Consider the following 15,078-nt stretch of genomic DNA (forward strand, 5'->3'; position numbering starts at 1 on the left):
GGGCGTGCCCTTAAGGGACTAGGCAATTTTAGACCCTGCGCCTATCGGAGGTAAGACGTCTGGCATATCTGCTGCCCTTATGGCCCTCTCACCAGCTTCCCCTACGCCCTTTCCCCACCAGGTGTTGGGACACCCGGAAGGAACTCGGGAGGCAAGGCGGACACCGGAACCAGCACCATGTCCTGGATTTTCCAATCCAGTTCAACACAGGCAAGGCGGGCGCCTTCGAGCTGGTTCAAGGATGGCATTCTGCCGCCCACAGGGACTACGAACGATTCCACGTGAAATACATGACCCTCATCGCGGATCCTGGATCTGGCATCCGTGGTCCAGTCCAAGCTTTTGAGATAGTCGTCCAGCCGTTTCGCAACAGGGTGCGGTGCCGTATCGTCGTAGGTCCGGGCTCGCCTGTCCATCAGTGCGGAGACTGCGGCCTTGGTGTTCCTGACGCCGTCGTGCAGGATGCTGGCGGAAATGCCCAGGGCGGCAACGGCATCAGCCCACCACCAGCCGACTCCGATCCCGGCTACGCCTACTGCGGCAGCCAATGCGGTCATCCAGTCCGCCTTGTTCATGTCTGCGTCTGCATACAGGACTTTGTCGTGCAGCTTCTCCGCGAGCTTCATCTTGATGCGGCCCAAGTAGACGGGAGGCAAGGCCGTGAGGACCATGGCCACGATCATCACCCAGCCCAGCCAGATGGTTTGTCCAAAGAAGTCGAAACCGCCAATGGTGGGATGCTCTACCGTCACGAGCCCAACAGCGGAATCCACCATCAGATAGGCGCCCATCACAGTAAGAGCCACGGCTGCCACTACATGCGCGATCCCAATGGCACGATGGAATCCATACGGGTGCTCCTCGCTGGGCCGTTTCCGGATGGCCCGTGCAGCGATCAGGAATGAGACCGGGGGCAATATGGACAGCATGTCCTCCACCCACGCTGCCTTCATCGCCTGGGAGTTTCCGAGAACGAGGTAAACCAGGAGCGTTGAGGCCGTGAGGAAAGCAATGGTGATCCACTCGATCCGGATGGCCTTGCGGAGGGCCACCTGCTGTTCATCCGGAAGTTCGGTGTTGCCGAATTTCACAGCGTCCCGTGGCTGCTCCTGTTGGCTCCTTTTCATGGGGACTGCTCCGCTTCGGCCAGGAACTTATCCAGCTCCAGCAGGAAGGCATTCTCGCCCTTACGGACAAGCATGACGTACTTGTGAGTCTCCCCGCGTTCGTCCTTGGATTCCGTGTATGGCATGGTGAGCCCGGCGTGCTTCTCCCAGGGCGTATGGGCATCCAAGCCGCCGATCACGACGTCCAACTCCCCGTGTTTCAGGACGTTGGCGAGTACCTGCTCACTTCCCGCCGACCATTCGATTGAGGCGCCGAGTCTCCCGGCGAATTGACGGATGAGCTCGGGTTCACTTCCTTCAGGTTCCCTTGTTGGTTGCACGGATACCCAGTCGCCATTGTCCGTGACGCCAACCCTGAGTGTTCCGCCGGTGACGCGTTCCAGGGTCCCCTCGGGGTCTGCAGGCATGGTCTGGACGCAGGCCGGCAGGAGGAGCAGGGTGCACAGAAGCACCAATACCCTCGCGACCGCCCATAACGTCATCCCGCGAATCCCCTAATACTCGGCTGTTCCCTTACTAGACAGCATACTTACTGTTTTTTTCTTCAACCATCGACACGGTTGGGCCAGTTCGCGTACCGTCACTGGTGTAGCTCGGATTGAAGACGGGCGGGCAGTGCCGACGCTTCGAGGCGGTTCCATGCGCAACCTCACGAAAATACTGGTGGTTCTGCTATTGGTGCTGTTGGCCGTCGGAATCCAGCCGCCCCAGGCTTCTTTTCCCCGGAGCATGGCCGCGTTGGGGGATTCGATCACGCGTGCCCACTCAGCCTGCTGCCACCCCGGGGACCAGCCGGAACTGTCCTGGTCTACCGGCTCGAGTGCTGCGGAAGGTATTTACAGCCACTACAGGCGTCTGCTCGAGCTGCAACCCGGGCTCTCCCGGAACAACAATGCTGTCAGCGGATCCACGGCAGCTGACCTCCCGGCCCAAGCCAATGCTGCGGCATCCCAAGGCGCCGACTACGTCACCATACTGATAGGAGCGAATGATCTTTGTGCTTCGTCCCCCTCCAGCATGACGTCGGTCGAAGAGTTCGAAGGGCACGTTATGAGCGCTCTCGCCACGCTTGACGAGAGGCTGCCGCGATCCCGCATATTCCTCAGCAGCGTCCCGGACCTCTATCAATTGTGGGCGGTGCTGCACGGAAACCCCTCGGCCAGCGGGAAGTGGGCGGGCTCGAACATTTGCCAGTCAATGCTGAGCCCGTCCAATACTGAAGCAGACCGGCAAATGGTGGTGCAACGTCAGCAGGCGTTCAACTTGGTCCTCGCGACTTCATGCTCCCGGTTTCGGAACTGCAGGTGGGACGGCGGAGCTGTTTACGGCTACAGATTCGCGGCTGAGGATGTGAGCACCCTTGACTACTTCCACCCGGGGCTTCGCGGCCAGGAGGCTCTGGCCGAGCTGACCTGGAAGGCTTCATACTGGGGTTCCTGAGCAACCGCGGGATTCGCGAATGCCCGGATTGGAGCGGGCCGGGCGTTGGGCAGGAGGGGAAGTGGAGGGTGTTTGAGGTTCCAAGCATCATTTTTGTAGCAGCGGGAATAGCCGTTTTTGTCGCTGCCATTGCTCCGAAGCTGCTGCATAAGGCCCCGTTCTCCATGCCTATGGTGTTTCTTGGTTCGGGACTCCTGGCGTTCAGCATCATCCCGGAGTTGCCCGATCCTGACCCTATGGCCCACGGCGAATTGGTGACGCACCTGACTGAAGTCTGCGTCATCATCTCGCTCATGGGGGCCGGGCTTGCGCTGGACAGGCCGTTCGGCAGGTTGAGATGGGCCACCACCTGGCGCATGCTGGGGATCGCCATGCCCCTGTCCATCCTAGGGTTGACGCTGTTAGGTCTCTGGCTCCTGGGCCTCAGCCTGGCGGCCGCCGTCTTGATTGCGGCAACCCTGGCCCCTACGGATCCTGTGCTGGCTTCGGAAGTTCAGGTGGGGGAGCCTGCGGACCAAGAGGAGGATGCCGATAAGGAGGATGAGGTCCGGTTTGGGCTGACGTCAGAAGCCGGGCTCAACGACGGCCTTGCCTTTCCCTTCGTGTACTTGGCCATCGCCCTCAGCGTCGTGGGCACGTCACCGGACGCCTGGTTGCCCCAGTGGTTTGGCGTGGATGTACTGTGGCGCATCGGCGTCGGCCTGGTCTTGGGATTTGCTGCAGGGAAAGTCTTCGCCCGCATCTTCTTTTCCGCCCGCCATGAAAGTGTGCGGCTGTCGAATCATTCAGAGGGATTCGTTGCGTTGGCGGCAACGTTCCTCGCCTACGGTGTGACCGAGATGGTGGAAGGCTACGGGTTTATCGCTGTGTTTGTTTGCGCTGTGACTATCAGGGCAGCTGAACACACACATGGCTACCACCGGATTTTGCACACTTACGTTGAACAGCTGGAGCGGTTGCTGACGGTGGTCATCCTTGTCCTGTTGGGCGGCGCCATCGCCCGGGGTCTCCTCGCGGGAATCGGGTGGGCTGAGGTTGCCATGGCCGCGATGTTCCTGTTGCTGGTGCGCCCTCTCGCGGGCTGGATCGGCCTCTTGGGGGGAACAACCGGCCCCCGGGAACGCATCGCCATTTCCTTCTTCGGGATCCGTGGTATCGGCTCCCTCTACTACCTCGCCTACGCCCTTGGTAAAGGCGAATTCGGCGGTCAAGCCAGCCAGCTCTGGGCCCTTGTTGGCCTGGTGGTGGCGGCGTCGGTGGTCCTTCATGGAGCCACCACAGCACCGGTGATGAACTGGCTTGACCGCCTTCGCGTGGAGAAGGCAGTGGAGAAGTTTGGCGACGAGGGCGAAGCGCCCCGCACTGCTGTCTAAGCAGCTGCCGTCGAACGGGACTGGCCCTACTTGAGGCTGCCCATGGCCACGCCGGAGCGCCAGTAGCGCTGCATTGCAATCATCAGGATCACCATGGGAATGGTGGCCACGAGGGAACCGGTGATCACGAGGCCGGTCAGGTCCACAGTGGAGTCGGTTCCGCGCTGCAGCCATGAGTAGAGACCAAGCATGACTGGCCACTTGTCCGCTCCGCGCAGGAACACCATCGGGCCGAAGAAGGCGTTCCAGGAGCCTACGAAGTGCAGGAGGAAGATGGTGGCGCCCGCGGTGGTCATGAGCCGGAACGCGATCTGGAAGAAGATCCGGTATTCACCTGCGCCGTCAATCCTTGCGGCCTCCAGTAACTCACCGGGCACCGCCCCCTCGGCATAAATCTTGGCAAGATATACCGCAAACGGGCTGAAGAACGCCGGGATGATCATGGCCCAGATGGTGTCGTACATGCCCAACTGCACAAAGAGCAGGTAGGACGGAATGGTCAGCAGGGCCCCTGGAATCAGAAACGAGCCGATGATAAAGCCCATGGTGGTGCCCTTGCCCCGGAAGGAGTACATGGCCAGCCCATACCCCGCCGCCAGGGAGACCAGGGTATGGCCGATGGAACCCGCAAAGGCATAGAGGGTGGAGTTCCACATCCAGACTCCGAAGATGCCGTCCTGGTAAGTGAAAAGGGAGGACAGGTTGTCGAACAGGCTGAAGTTGGCGAACCACAGGGCGTCCGTGGTGTAGAGGTCTTCCTTGGTTTTGGTTGATGAAACTATCAACCACCAGGCGGGACCTATGGAATACAGGGCGAACAACACCAGACCGATGATGACCACCATCCTGGAACCGCCACGCTTACCACTCAGTTCGGATGAGTCATCAGCCTCCCGGATTTTCTTCGGACGGGGGCGACGGCGGGACTTGAGGACGGACTTCTGCACCTCTTCTTCGGTTCGAGGTGAGTCGGCAGTGACGGAAGCGAGGGTCATGAGTCGACCTTTTTTGTCAGTCGGTAAATGATCACCGAAGCTACCCCCACCACGGCGGCGAGGATGATGGACTGGGCTGCGGCATAGTTAAGGTTTCCCACCTGGAATGCCTGGTTGAAGATGACCATGCTGGGCGTGAAGTCCTTGGTGATGGTCTCCGGCGAGATGGACCGGAACAGCGTCGGTTCAGCAAAGATCTGCAGGGTTCCGATGATGGACAGGAGCCCCGTCAACACCAGGGACGCCTGGACATAGGGGACCTTGATGGACATCGCGATTCGGAACTCCGAGGCACCATCCACTCTGGCGGCGTCAAAGATTTCCCGGGGGACAGCCTGCAGTGCGCCGTAGAGGATCAGCATGTTGAAACCTATGGCACCCCACAACGCGAGGTTTCCGATGGACACCCAGATCATGCTGCCGCTGAAGAAGTCGACGTCAAGCCCGAAGAATCCGAGGAAGGGCTTCAACGGCCCCACGACGGGGCTGTAGAGATAGATCCAGATCATGGTGGCCACGATCCCCGGAATCATGTAGGGGACCAGCAGGATCAGCCGGAACCTGTTGGCAACACGGCGTTGAACGGCGTCGATGAGAAGGGCCAGCACCAAACTGACCACTTGGATCACCGGGACGATCACCATGGCGTAGATGCTCACCCGCAGCATGGACTCCCAAAAAACCACATCCACGAGCCCGCGGGCAAAGTTGTCGAACCCGACAAAGCTGACGGTCGCCGCCCCGAAGCCCAAGCCGCTGGTCTTGGAGGCGTACATGCTCTGCGCCAGACCAACCACCACCGGCAGGATGGTGAAAACTGCGAAACCAACAACGAATGGCCAAGTGAACGATGCCCCTTTGATCCGTTGGATGCTGCGCCACGACCAGCGGGGAGACGCGGAGCTTCCTTGTGTCCGTGCCGGCCTGGAGGGCTCCTGCTTTTTGCCGTCTAGGGTATTACGGACTTCTAAACTGGAAGACATCCGCGTCTCCTCTCTGTAGCGGATCCCCGAAGAGAACCGGGGTGGTTACTTGCTGACCTCGTACTTGATGCCCTTGCTGTCAAGGTCCTTGGTGATGAAGGTCTGGACGTTGGCCATGGCCTCCTTCAGGGTGATCTGCTTGGCCATGGCCTTGCCCCATTGGTCCTGCATCTCGGGGAACCAGGCGTCGTAGTTCGGGCCGCGCTCGAACTTGCCGACGGCGGCATTTTGCGCCTTGGCGATTACCTTGCCGACCTCGGCGGCCGGCTGGGCACCGAAGATCTTGTCCGGGACAACGTCCTTCGTGTAGGTGGAAACGTCAGCCAGGTGAGCGGGAACTCCAATTGCCCCGGTCTTCTTGTTTCTGCCGGCTTCAATGGCTTCCTTGGAGCTGGCTACCCAATGGACGTATTCGATGGCAGCGGCGGGGTTTTCGCAGCCGACCGGAACGAAGCCGGGATCTGCCATGCCGGAGCTCAGAAATTCCTTGGCGTCCTTGAACTGAGGAACGTCGACTGCTTCCCACTGGCCCAGGGAGGCTTTGAAGTTCGTCTGGTATCCGGCCATGGACCACCATGCGAGAGGAACCGTGGCAAGCTGGCCACTGTCAAAATAGGAGTACAGCGCGGGCCTGTCCTGGTAGGTTTGGTGGGCTACCAGGTCGTTGTCCACCATCTGCTGGATGATGTCCACGGCCTTCATGGTGGCGTCGTCCTGGAGGTTGACTTTCCACTTGTCCCCATCGATTTCGAACCAGCTGGCACCGGCCTGCTGGGACATCTGCAGGAGTGTCGAGGGGTCTTCTCCGGCGAGGTTCATCACCGTGACGCCGTGCTTCTTCAGCTCCTTACCCGTGGTGACAAACTCTTCCCACGTTTTCGGAACGGCCAGCCCGTACTTCTCATAAACAGCCTTGTTGGCCATCATGAACGTTGCCGAGGGTCCCGCCGGGAAGCCGAAGAACTTACCCTCGACCTGTGCGGCCGCCTGCGCGCCCTTGCTGTAAACGTCCTTGATTGGCTCTACGTACTCGGTGACGTCCTGGGCCCAGCCGTTGACAAGCGTGGTGGCCATGGGTCCGATGCCCGGCAAGTAGCAGGGGATGTCCTTCTTCGACTCCATGACGTTCCTGAAGTTCGTCTGGGTGGCCTTGAGGCTGGCCTGAAGTACGTAGTTGACCTTGATCTTGTCCTGGCTGGCGTTATATGCGGCCACCACGTTCGGCGTGGACTCGGCGTCCCACCCCCAGACATCGATTGTTACCGGACCCGCGTCTGCTGCCGGGGCTGTCGGGGCAGTGGCGCTGCCGCAACCGCTGACAAGACCGATTGCGGCGATTGCCGCAGCTACTGAAAGCACCTTCTTGTGTGCTGTTCTCATCTGTTCACTTCCTTGGGATGCAGGTCTTACTTACGCTAAAGGGATGGAAAAAGCTGAGGACAAGGAAATTTCCCAGATCCTGTCAAGCAGGAACCTCAACCTCGAGGACCGCTCCCAAAAGCTTTGAGGAAATCGTTATCCTGTGGCCTGATGATGTCATGTGTCGGGGCCCACATTCAAGACGTGGCCAAAAGTTTCCTTTTTTGCCCGCATGATTCTGCGTGCGGCTCCCGGTTCGCCGCACTGGCATTTTTCCTCAAAGGAATCTTCCCACGCTCCGTTGAGGGCCCAGCCACCTTCGGATAGGGTCAAAACCATGAGCCTCCCGGACCTGAATCACACCACGTCCCTGCAGAACCGTTTGGCCCCGGAAGCCCGGACGTTCGCCGTTGGCAACTGGACCGCTGAGCTCGTGGGGGACGAACTGGCTAACATCACGTATGCCGGCCGTCCGGTACTTCGGGCCATCAAGGGAGTGATCCGGGACCACCAATGGCGCACACTTCAGCCCGCAGTCCGGGACGTGGCGTTTTTGGAGGACGACGACGGCGTCACCGTCAGGTTCCATGTGGACTATGCCGGCGGGGAGGCCCGCTATGAGTCGATGCTCAAGGTGCGCTTAACCCCGCTCACAGTGGATGTGGAGTTCAACGGCAGGGCCAAGACGGCTTTCCGGCGAAACAGGATCGGGCTTGTTGTGCTGCACCCCGCAAGCGAATCGGGGCGGGAAGTCACTGCCGTTACTCCGGCAGGCAATGTCACCACCAGGCGCTTTCCCGAGGACATTAGCCCGGAGCTGATTTTCACCGACATCGCCTCCCTCGAGTGGGCGGACGCCGGAACGGCCTTTGACCTCTCCTTTGCCGGCGACGTTTTCGAAACAGAGGATCAACGGAACTGGACCGATGCCTCCTTCAAGACCTACAGCACGCCGTCGGCAGACCCTATCCCCGTTGACGTTGAAGAAGGCGATGTTGTCCGTCAATCGGTAAGCCTGGAAGCTGCCAGCATCGAATCTCCGGACGTGACAGCTGTGTCTCTGGAGCCTGCCCTGTCGGTATTCTCGGTGGGCCCAGCAGCTGGCACCGTCCCTCCCCTCGGCGTTTCCGTTGATCCGACAGGCACCCAGGGGGAGGTGGCCGCGGCCCACACCGAACCGGTGCCGGCTCTCAAAGGCCTGGACGCCGTCGTCGTCGAACTTTACGGGCCTCCTGAGGTCCGGGCGGCACGCCTCCAGGTCGCCGCCTCCGAGGCTGCCGTTCACGGCGCCGCGCTGGATGTGCGGATCGTGGCTGAGGATCTGGAAGGGCTGCCCGAGCTGTTTGCAGAAGCGGAAAAGCTGAGGCCCGTCCGGCGGCTGGGGATCTTCAGCCCGGCCACACACTGCACCGACCCTGCTTTGCTCCCCGACTTCAAGAGGACTCTTGAGGCCACGGGTTTCAGCGGCGAAATACTCGCCGGAACGCGTTCCCATTTCACCGAGCTGAACAAGCGGGCCAAGGACGCGGCGGCGTTCCGCGATGCCGATGCCTTGACGTACAGCCCCACACCGCAGGCGCACAGCACCGAGATTGCGCACATCGTCGAAACTATCCCCATTCAGCGGCTCACGGCCTTGAACGCCCTGCGCATCGGGGGAGGGAAGCCCGTTCACGTCGGACCCATCACCCTGAAGCCCCGGCTTCATGCACCAGGCCAGACGCCCGATTCCGATGAGCTGCAGGACCACGTCTTCACAGCGGCGTGGACCCTCGCCAGCATCAGCAGCCTGACCCTGGAGGGAGTGGCATCTATTACCTATTTCGAAGCCGGGCCTCCAAGGGGAATCCGTACGGATGATGGCAGGCTAACGCCCTCCGGCGAGCTTCTGAGGCAGCTGGCAGGGTTGAAGGGCGAGGCCCTGCATTCGGTCGGGACGGACTCTCCTGAGGACAGCCCGGTGACTCTCTATCCCGTCTCTGGCCCCGCCGGCTTACGGTTGTTCGCAGGGAATCTGGGGCCGCGCATCGAGACGGTGCAGGTATCCTTCGCGGACGGGGCACCTGGCCGTTCCGGCACTGCTGCTTCCGCCCGGCTCACGGTAATCGGCGAGGCAACAGGCTCTGGCGAACGAATCGAACCGGACCACGACGGCGTACTCACCTTCGAGCTGGCGCCGTGGTCCACTGCAGTCGTCGAATTCCCCTGAGTCTTAGTTCGACAGCAGGGTGTGGATGAGCCGTGCCGCCACCCTCGCGGTCCGCTGATCGATGTCCACAGCCGGATTCAGCTCAGCCACATCAAGGTGGAAAAGCTTGCCGCTGGCAGCCACTTGCCGGCAGACGGCACTGATGACGGGTAACGGAACCCCGTAGGCCGCGGGCGCGCTGACACCCGGAGCCACAGCGGCAGGGAGAACGTCCAGGTCGATGGTGAGATACACGATGTCCACATCATCCAGGAATTCCGCTACGAAGTTCCGCGTCCGCTCCACCGAGCAGTCTTCATCCAGCAGGTACTTCACTCCCAACCGCCTTGCGGTGTTGAACAGTGCCCCGGTGTTGTTCGGCTCGGAGATCCCGACGACGGCGTAGTTGAGTTCGCGCCCAGCGGCGGCTTCAGCCTTGGCCATCTGGAGGAACGGGGTGCCCGAGGTCGGTTCCGGATGGTCCCTGAGGTCGAAGTGGGCGTCCAGGTTGAGGACTCCCAACCGCTGGCCCTGGCGTACCGCCGCCGAATGCGCAACGCCAAGGTAACTGGCGAACGCTGTTTCGTGGCCGCCGCCCAGCAGCACCGTGAGATGTCCGGCGTCGAGGATTGCAGACACTGCCAGTCCTGCGCGGGCCTGCCCCGCCTCCAACCGCATGCCGGCCACCGCGACGTCGCCGGCGTCGAAGACCTGGCGGTTCAGGTGGAAGGCGAGTGAACCTAAGGAACCCCGGAGGGCGGCCGGAGCGGCAGCCGCTCCGACGCGACCATTGTTCCGCCGGACACCTTCATCACTGCTGAAACCCAGCAACACTGCCGGACGGCTGTCCGGAACGGCCGGAAAAGTCGCTGGGAGGGCGTCATCAGCGGCTGTGGCCGTTCCGCCGGCAGCCGCAGCAGGCGGGATCCCCGGGTACGGCCTGACAACCTGCCACCAGCGGCGGTGTTCCTCTTCTTCGCCATCGAAACGGCCCGTCCAGAGCTGCGGCGGCACGTCCACAACGAGTGCAGTGAAATCCATAGTCCAAGCTCACACCGGCGCTAGCGCCAAAACCAGCCGTGCCGCCGTCGCCCTGTCCGGAATACCGGAAAATGCCGGTGTAAATCCGGCGAGAATACACTTCACGGCAGTGTTCACGGCTCGGATTGCCGTGAAGTGCACTCTCGGAGGAGGGGTGAGGGGCTCTAGTGGTTTGCTAGTGAATCCCAAGGGCCTGTTCGATGGGGCCGATCGCGAAGAAGAGCAGGAAAGCCGCTGCCACAGCCCACATCAGGGGGTGGACATCCCGGCTGCGGCCCTGGAAAGTGCGGATGAGGACAAATGCAATGAACCCTGCACCGAGGCCGTTCGCGATCGAGTAGGTGAACGGCATGAGTGTGAAGGTCAGGAAGGCGGGAATGGCGATTCCCCAGTCCTGCCAGTCGATCCTGCCCACCTGTGACACCATCATGAAACCCACCACCACCAGGGCAGGGGCTACGGCTTCGAACGGAACAAGGTTGATCAGTGGTGTGAAGAACATGGCGACGAGGAACAGCAGGCCTGTAACGATCGAGGCAAGGCCGGTACGGGCGCCCTCGCCGATTCCTGCGCCGGATTCCACGTAGATCTGGTTGGAGGAGACGGACGCGCCGCCACCGGCAATGGCACCTACGGCGTCGACCATCAGCACGCGGTCCACATCCGGGATGTTGCCTTTCTCGTCCACAGTGCCGGCCTCGTTGGCCAGGCCCACCATGGTGCCCATGGCATCAAAGAAAATGCTCAGCAGGATCACGAAGGCCAGCAGGCTTGCGGCCACGAAGCCCAGGTGGTCAAAGGCTCCGAGCGGGTTTGCCTTGCCGATCAGTGACAGGTCAGGTGCCGCCCATTCCGTAAAGGTGGGAGCCACCAAGGACCAGCCCTGCGGGTTGACGTTTTTGCCGTCGAAACTCGGGCCGATGTGCAGGGTGAATTCGAGGATCACGGCGAGCACGGTGGAACTGATGATGCCGATGAGGATTGCACCCTTGACCTTCCGGACCACAAGCGCGATGGTCAGGATCAGGCCGAAAACGAACACCAGAGTGGGCCAGCCCAGGAGCTTTCCATCGAAGCCCAGTCCCACCGGCACAGTGGTGCCCGCGACGTCCGGGATCCGCCTCACGAACCCTGCGTTTACCAAACCGATCAGGGCGATAAACAAGCCAATGCCCACGACGATGGCGGTCTTCAAGCCGTCGGGCACGGCCTTGAAGACAGCCGTGCGGAACCCTGTCAGTACCAGGATGAGCATGGTGATGCCCGAGATGACCACGAGGCCCATCACGTCAGGCCAGGTGAGGCCTGGGTTGGTGGACACAGTGACCGCGACGAAAGCATTGACCCCGAGTCCGGTGGCCATCGCAAAGGGATGTTTGGCCCACGCTCCCATGAGGATGGTCAGGATGCCGGCCACGAAAGCCGTGACAGCGGCCACCGCAGGGAAGCCCAGAGTGGCGCCGCTGGAATCAGCTCCGGAGAGAATCAGCGGGTTGAGCACCACGATGTAGCTCATGGCGAAGAATGTGGCGAAGCCGCCACGAATCTCGCGGGACACGTTGGAGCCCCGTTCCGAGATCATAAAGTACCGGTCCAGGGCCGAGCCCTGCTTGAGCATGAGACCACCGCGCGTTGAAGTCATGCATTGAATCTTATTAGGGCGCCCCGGGGCCGACGCACAAAATCGCCTAGTCTGTAAGGAAGCCAACACACAGGAGCTGTCCCGTCATGCGTTTCACCCGCCAGCCGCTGGGAATTTTCCTCGGCCTTTGTTTTCTTGCCGCCACCATGCTGTTCGGGGCTTTACCGGCATCAGCCCATGACGTGGCCGAGTCCAGCAGCCCGGCGCAAGGTGCCACAGTCCCGACACCGCCCGAGCAGGTTTCCATCACGTTCAACAACAATCCGTTGGCCCTCGGCTCGCAGATCCGGGTTAATGACGCAGCCGGAACGGATTGGGCTGACGGCGACGTAGAGATCGTGGACAACGTGGCGTCTCAGAAGCTCAAAGAGGGTGCCCCGGCCGGGCAGTTCACGGTGATCTGGCGGGTGGTCAGCTCAGATTCGCATCCCATCGAGGGAAGTTTCACTTTCACTGCTACTTCCGGCGCTGCTACCCCGGGCGCAACGGCTCCCGGAGCAGGTTCGACGCCGGCAGTTACGTCACCGCCCGGGACCCAGGGAGCCGTCCCTACCATTGGGACCGCCCAGCCAGGCGTTACTCCACCGGCAGAATTCGAGGCAGATTCTTCGGAGCCGTTTCCTTGGAGCCTGGTGATTTTCGCCGCGGTTGCACTGGGCATCCTGGTGGCTCTCGCTGTTCTGGCCAAGCGGCGGCTCGCTCCCTCTGACGAGGAGGAGCTGGAGCAGGGTGACCAGTTGCCGTCCTCGCGGCCCTAAGGGCGCGCGCCAGGGGCCTGGCTCACGCCACGGCCCTGACTTACGTGAGCGATAACACTTCTAGGCCGGAGAAGGCAAGGCGGCAAAGCTGCCGGTAAGGATGGACGGAACCCGGTCCGGGTGAACCTTGGCAGCGATGGCCTGGCCTACTACTTTGGCCTGCCTGAGGACTTCCTTCGGGGTGGGAGCCAACAACTCGCCCACGCCCACCAGATAGATCCCTACCGCCCGCATGGCCGCGGCAAAATTCTGGCCAACGGTCATTCCCAACTCGGACAACATCCGGCGGAGCTGGCTTTGCCCGCACCGGGTGAGCACAATGTGGTCTGCAAAGAGCACACCGTCCGCGGTGTGGATGGCCCATTGATGAACTGAACCGTCGGAGCCCCCGGGTGCAATCCTGTCCAGCTGCACGGCGAAGGTCTGATTGCGGATATCGAGGTGATGGCTGGCTGCGTAGTTACGCAGATGCCGGAGGATCTCGTTTCTTTCCTGCCTGCTCCCGGCATCTCCGGCGTCGCAGCGCGGGAGGGAAGCGGTCAGGGGTGAGGGGGAGCCACCCGCGGCGTCAAGTCCTTCGACAATGATGGATGCCACCCCGTGGCGGCGAAGTTCACTGGCAACGGCCAGTCCGGAGAGACCCGTGCCGATGATCACCGTGGTGGTCTTCTCGGCCCCGTCGTATATAGGCATGCTTGACACTACCGGGATCCTCCTTGATGGTTCGAAATGCGGAGCGGTGCTGTTCCGCACGCGCTCCGTTACCCCCAAAGTGCGGCCGCCTGACTGAATTGGAATCATGTTCTGAAACACGCATCCGCTTCAACAACGCCTCGAAGACTACAGAACTTTTCCCGCTCTGGAAAGGGTTCACCCAAGATTGGCTGTTCTTCCATTCGGTGTGTCCACCAGGAGGACGGGGGAGGTCCGGCCCCATTGTTTCGGCCGGATTTCCTGCCTGCAAACCCTCCGTTACGGGCTCTTGCCAAGTGTCTGGGAAACGAGAATAGTGAGTTTCAGGAACGGCTTTTCCGGGTAGCTGCAGGTCCTCGCCTTAAGTGTCATCCTAGGGTTGAATCTTCTGGCAGAATAGCCGGAACATCAGGCAGTATCGCGAGGAGGCGGACCACATGGCCCGACAACAGATGCACCCCGAACCGGAGGGGGATGACGAGGTCGTCGCCCCGCAGGGAATTGTCGTGGGTGTTGATGGATCCGAGCATAGCCAGTGCGCCCTGGTGTGGGCTGCACGCGAAGCAGAACGTCGCCGTCGTCCTTTGCATATTGTGACGGCATATTCAGTACCGATCTTCGCAGCTTCAGGGCTGGACGGCGGATACGCGACCGTGGACGATTCCGTCATTCGGGAAGGCGCAGAGGCCATTCTGAAGCAGGCTGTGGACAAGGTGTCCTCCTACGACATCGATGTGGACGCTTCAGTTGAGAACGGCGATGCTTCCGGTGTCCTCCTGGAAATGTCGGAGACGGCTGAGCTTCTGGTGTTCGGTACCCGCGGGCGCGGCGGCTTTGTCGGGCGGCTCCTGGGATCAGTCAGCAGTGCGCTGCCCGCTCACGCCAAATGCCCCACGGTGACAGTGCCGCTTGTCTGCGCCGGACGCCTGGGCGAAACCACCACAGACAAACGCGTCCGCGCTGAGCAGGAGAAATCCGGCAGCCAGCCGGTGGAGAACGTTGTTGTCGTGGGAGTCGACGGCTCCGAGCAGGCACGCGTGGCTGTTCTGGAAGCAGCTGCCCAGGCTGAACGGATGGGAGCCAGGCTACGGGCCGTGTGCGCCGTGCCGCAATACAGCGGCTCCCTGGCGTGGGTGCCTGCGCCGATGGACCGTGAAGCCCTGTTCGCTGACATCCGGGTCCAGCTGGATGCAGGTGCGGCCTGGCTGCAAAGTCACTATCCCAACCTGACCATTGAGACTCAGCTGGTGGATGGAACTCCGGTTGATGTATTGGTGGAGGCGAGCAGACACGTGGAGCTCGTTGTAGTGGGAACCCGGGGCAGGGGCGGCTTTGCCGGGATGCTCCTCGGCTCCACCTCCGACGGTGTCCTGCATCATGCAAAGGGACCAGTTTTGGTGGTTCCGGACAAGGAAGACCCGCGGCTGGCGGACCGGCCCAACTTCGGCCCGATGCTCGGCGCCGCCTGAAAACAGCTGC

Annotated in this window: 13 protein-coding genes; 5 read left to right on the forward strand and 8 right to left on the reverse strand. The window is 61.5% G+C overall.

Annotation, left to right across the window (positions count from 1 at the left end; translation table 11 throughout):
• Window positions 1–101: 101 nt before the first annotated feature.
• On the reverse strand, window positions 102–1,127 hold the full coding sequence (locus M1D88_RS02670; RefSeq protein ID WP_458113074.1) for a cation transporter: 1,026 nt from the start codon (window positions 1,125–1,127) through the stop codon (window positions 102–104).
• Window positions 1,124–1,609: a transporter substrate-binding domain-containing protein gene (locus M1D88_RS02675; RefSeq protein WP_458113075.1), complete on the reverse strand. Its 486-nt coding sequence runs from the start codon at window positions 1,607–1,609 to the stop codon at window positions 1,124–1,126. Before M1D88_RS02675 ends, M1D88_RS02670 begins: the two co-directional genes overlap by 4 nt.
• 157 nt (window positions 1,610–1,766) lie before the next feature.
• Here M1D88_RS02675 and M1D88_RS02680 point away from each other — a divergent pair, with 157 nt between their 5' ends.
• Both M1D88_RS02680 and M1D88_RS02685 read left to right on the forward strand, forming a co-directional pair.
• Window positions 1,767–2,567, forward strand: coding sequence for a GDSL-type esterase/lipase family protein (locus M1D88_RS02680; RefSeq protein WP_458113076.1), 801 nt, complete (start codon window positions 1,767–1,769; stop codon window positions 2,565–2,567).
• A gap of 68 nt (window positions 2,568–2,635) precedes the next feature.
• Window positions 2,636–3,940 carry a cation:proton antiporter gene (locus M1D88_RS02685; RefSeq protein WP_458113077.1) on the forward strand — a complete coding sequence of 435 codons (1,305 nt, stop codon included), beginning with the start codon at window positions 2,636–2,638 and terminating at the stop codon, window positions 3,938–3,940.
• Window positions 3,941–3,966: 26 nt separating this feature from the next.
• Here the strand turns inward: M1D88_RS02685 and M1D88_RS02690 are convergent, their stop codons facing one another.
• From M1D88_RS02690 to M1D88_RS02700, 3 genes are read right to left on the reverse strand one after another with little or no spacing between them, the layout of a single operon-like run.
• Complete coding sequence (locus M1D88_RS02690; RefSeq protein WP_458113078.1) at window positions 3,967–4,935, reverse strand: carbohydrate ABC transporter permease; 969 nt, start codon at window positions 4,933–4,935, stop codon at window positions 3,967–3,969.
• The gene (locus M1D88_RS02695) at window positions 4,932–5,918 is read right to left on the reverse strand and encodes a carbohydrate ABC transporter permease (protein ID WP_458113079.1); all 987 of its coding nucleotides are present in this window, start codon (window positions 5,916–5,918) and stop codon (window positions 4,932–4,934) included. Before M1D88_RS02695 ends, M1D88_RS02690 begins: the two co-directional genes overlap by 4 nt.
• A 45-nt stretch (window positions 5,919–5,963) precedes the next feature.
• Window positions 5,964–7,298: an ABC transporter substrate-binding protein gene (locus M1D88_RS02700; RefSeq protein WP_458113080.1), complete on the reverse strand. Its 1,335-nt coding sequence runs from the start codon at window positions 7,296–7,298 to the stop codon at window positions 5,964–5,966.
• A gap of 316 nt (window positions 7,299–7,614) precedes the next feature.
• Between M1D88_RS02700 and M1D88_RS02705 the strand changes: the two genes are divergently transcribed.
• A complete protein-coding gene (locus tag M1D88_RS02705) occupies window positions 7,615–9,486 on the forward strand; it encodes a hypothetical protein (RefSeq protein ID WP_458113081.1) in 1,872 nt (623 codons plus the stop codon).
• A 3-nt stretch (window positions 9,487–9,489) separates the two neighbouring features.
• Here the strand turns inward: M1D88_RS02705 and hutG are convergent, their stop codons facing one another.
• Entirely contained in the window at window positions 9,490–10,506 is a 1,017-nt protein-coding gene (hutG, locus tag M1D88_RS02710; protein ID WP_458113082.1) for a formimidoylglutamase, read from the reverse strand.
• Between the two features lie 175 nt (window positions 10,507–10,681).
• The gene (locus M1D88_RS02715; RefSeq protein WP_458114614.1) at window positions 10,682–12,124 is read right to left on the reverse strand and encodes an NCS2 family permease; all 1,443 of its coding nucleotides are present in this window, start codon (window positions 12,122–12,124) and stop codon (window positions 10,682–10,684) included.
• 110 nt (window positions 12,125–12,234) lie between these two features.
• Between M1D88_RS02715 and M1D88_RS02720 the strand changes: the two genes are divergently transcribed.
• A complete protein-coding gene (locus M1D88_RS02720) occupies window positions 12,235–12,906 on the forward strand; it encodes a copper resistance protein CopC (protein WP_458113083.1) in 672 nt (223 codons plus the stop codon).
• Between the two features lie 60 nt (window positions 12,907–12,966).
• On the opposite strand, the gene M1D88_RS02725 is transcribed toward M1D88_RS02720, so the two are convergent.
• Window positions 12,967–13,599 (reverse strand): FAD-dependent monooxygenase, encoded by a 633-nt coding sequence (locus M1D88_RS02725; RefSeq protein ID WP_458114615.1) that lies wholly within the window; start codon window positions 13,597–13,599, stop codon window positions 12,967–12,969.
• 437 nt (window positions 13,600–14,036) lie between these two features.
• Between M1D88_RS02725 and M1D88_RS02730 the strand changes: the two genes are divergently transcribed.
• Window positions 14,037–15,068, forward strand: a complete 1,032-nt coding sequence (locus M1D88_RS02730) for a universal stress protein (protein WP_458113084.1) — start codon at window positions 14,037–14,039, stop codon at window positions 15,066–15,068.
• Window positions 15,069–15,078: the final 10 nt, after the last annotated feature.

The organism is Arthrobacter sp. R1-13, from assembly GCF_054161475.1.

Excerpts from the sequence above, each read along its gene's own strand:
- M1D88_RS02730 (WP_458113084.1), top strand. The coding sequence starts at position 14,037 with ATGGCCCGACAACAGATGCACCCCGAACCGGAGGGGGATGACGAGGTC.
- M1D88_RS02720 (WP_458113083.1), top strand. The coding sequence starts at position 12,235 with ATGCGTTTCACCCGCCAGCCGCTGGGAATTTTCCTCGGCCTTTGTTTT.
- M1D88_RS02715 (WP_458114614.1), bottom strand. The coding sequence starts at position 12,124 with ATGCTCAAGCAGGGCTCGGCCCTGGACCGGTACTTTATGATCTCGGAA.
- M1D88_RS02700 (WP_458113080.1), bottom strand. The coding sequence starts at position 7,298 with ATGAGAACAGCACACAAGAAGGTGCTTTCAGTAGCTGCGGCAATCGCC.
- M1D88_RS02690 (WP_458113078.1), bottom strand. The coding sequence starts at position 4,935 with ATGACCCTCGCTTCCGTCACTGCCGACTCACCTCGAACCGAAGAAGAG.
- M1D88_RS02725 (WP_458114615.1), bottom strand. The coding sequence starts at position 13,599 with ATGCCTATATACGACGGGGCCGAGAAGACCACCACGGTGATCATCGGC.
- M1D88_RS02695 (WP_458113079.1), bottom strand. The coding sequence starts at position 5,918 with ATGTCTTCCAGTTTAGAAGTCCGTAATACCCTAGACGGCAAAAAGCAG.
- M1D88_RS02680 (WP_458113076.1), top strand. The coding sequence starts at position 1,767 with ATGCGCAACCTCACGAAAATACTGGTGGTTCTGCTATTGGTGCTGTTG.
- M1D88_RS02670 (WP_458113074.1), bottom strand. The coding sequence starts at position 1,127 with ATGAAAAGGAGCCAACAGGAGCAGCCACGGGACGCTGTGAAATTCGGC.
- M1D88_RS02675 (WP_458113075.1), bottom strand. The coding sequence starts at position 1,609 with ATGACGTTATGGGCGGTCGCGAGGGTATTGGTGCTTCTGTGCACCCTG.
- hutG (WP_458113082.1), bottom strand. The coding sequence starts at position 10,506 with ATGGATTTCACTGCACTCGTTGTGGACGTGCCGCCGCAGCTCTGGACG.
- M1D88_RS02705 (WP_458113081.1), top strand. The coding sequence starts at position 7,615 with ATGAGCCTCCCGGACCTGAATCACACCACGTCCCTGCAGAACCGTTTG.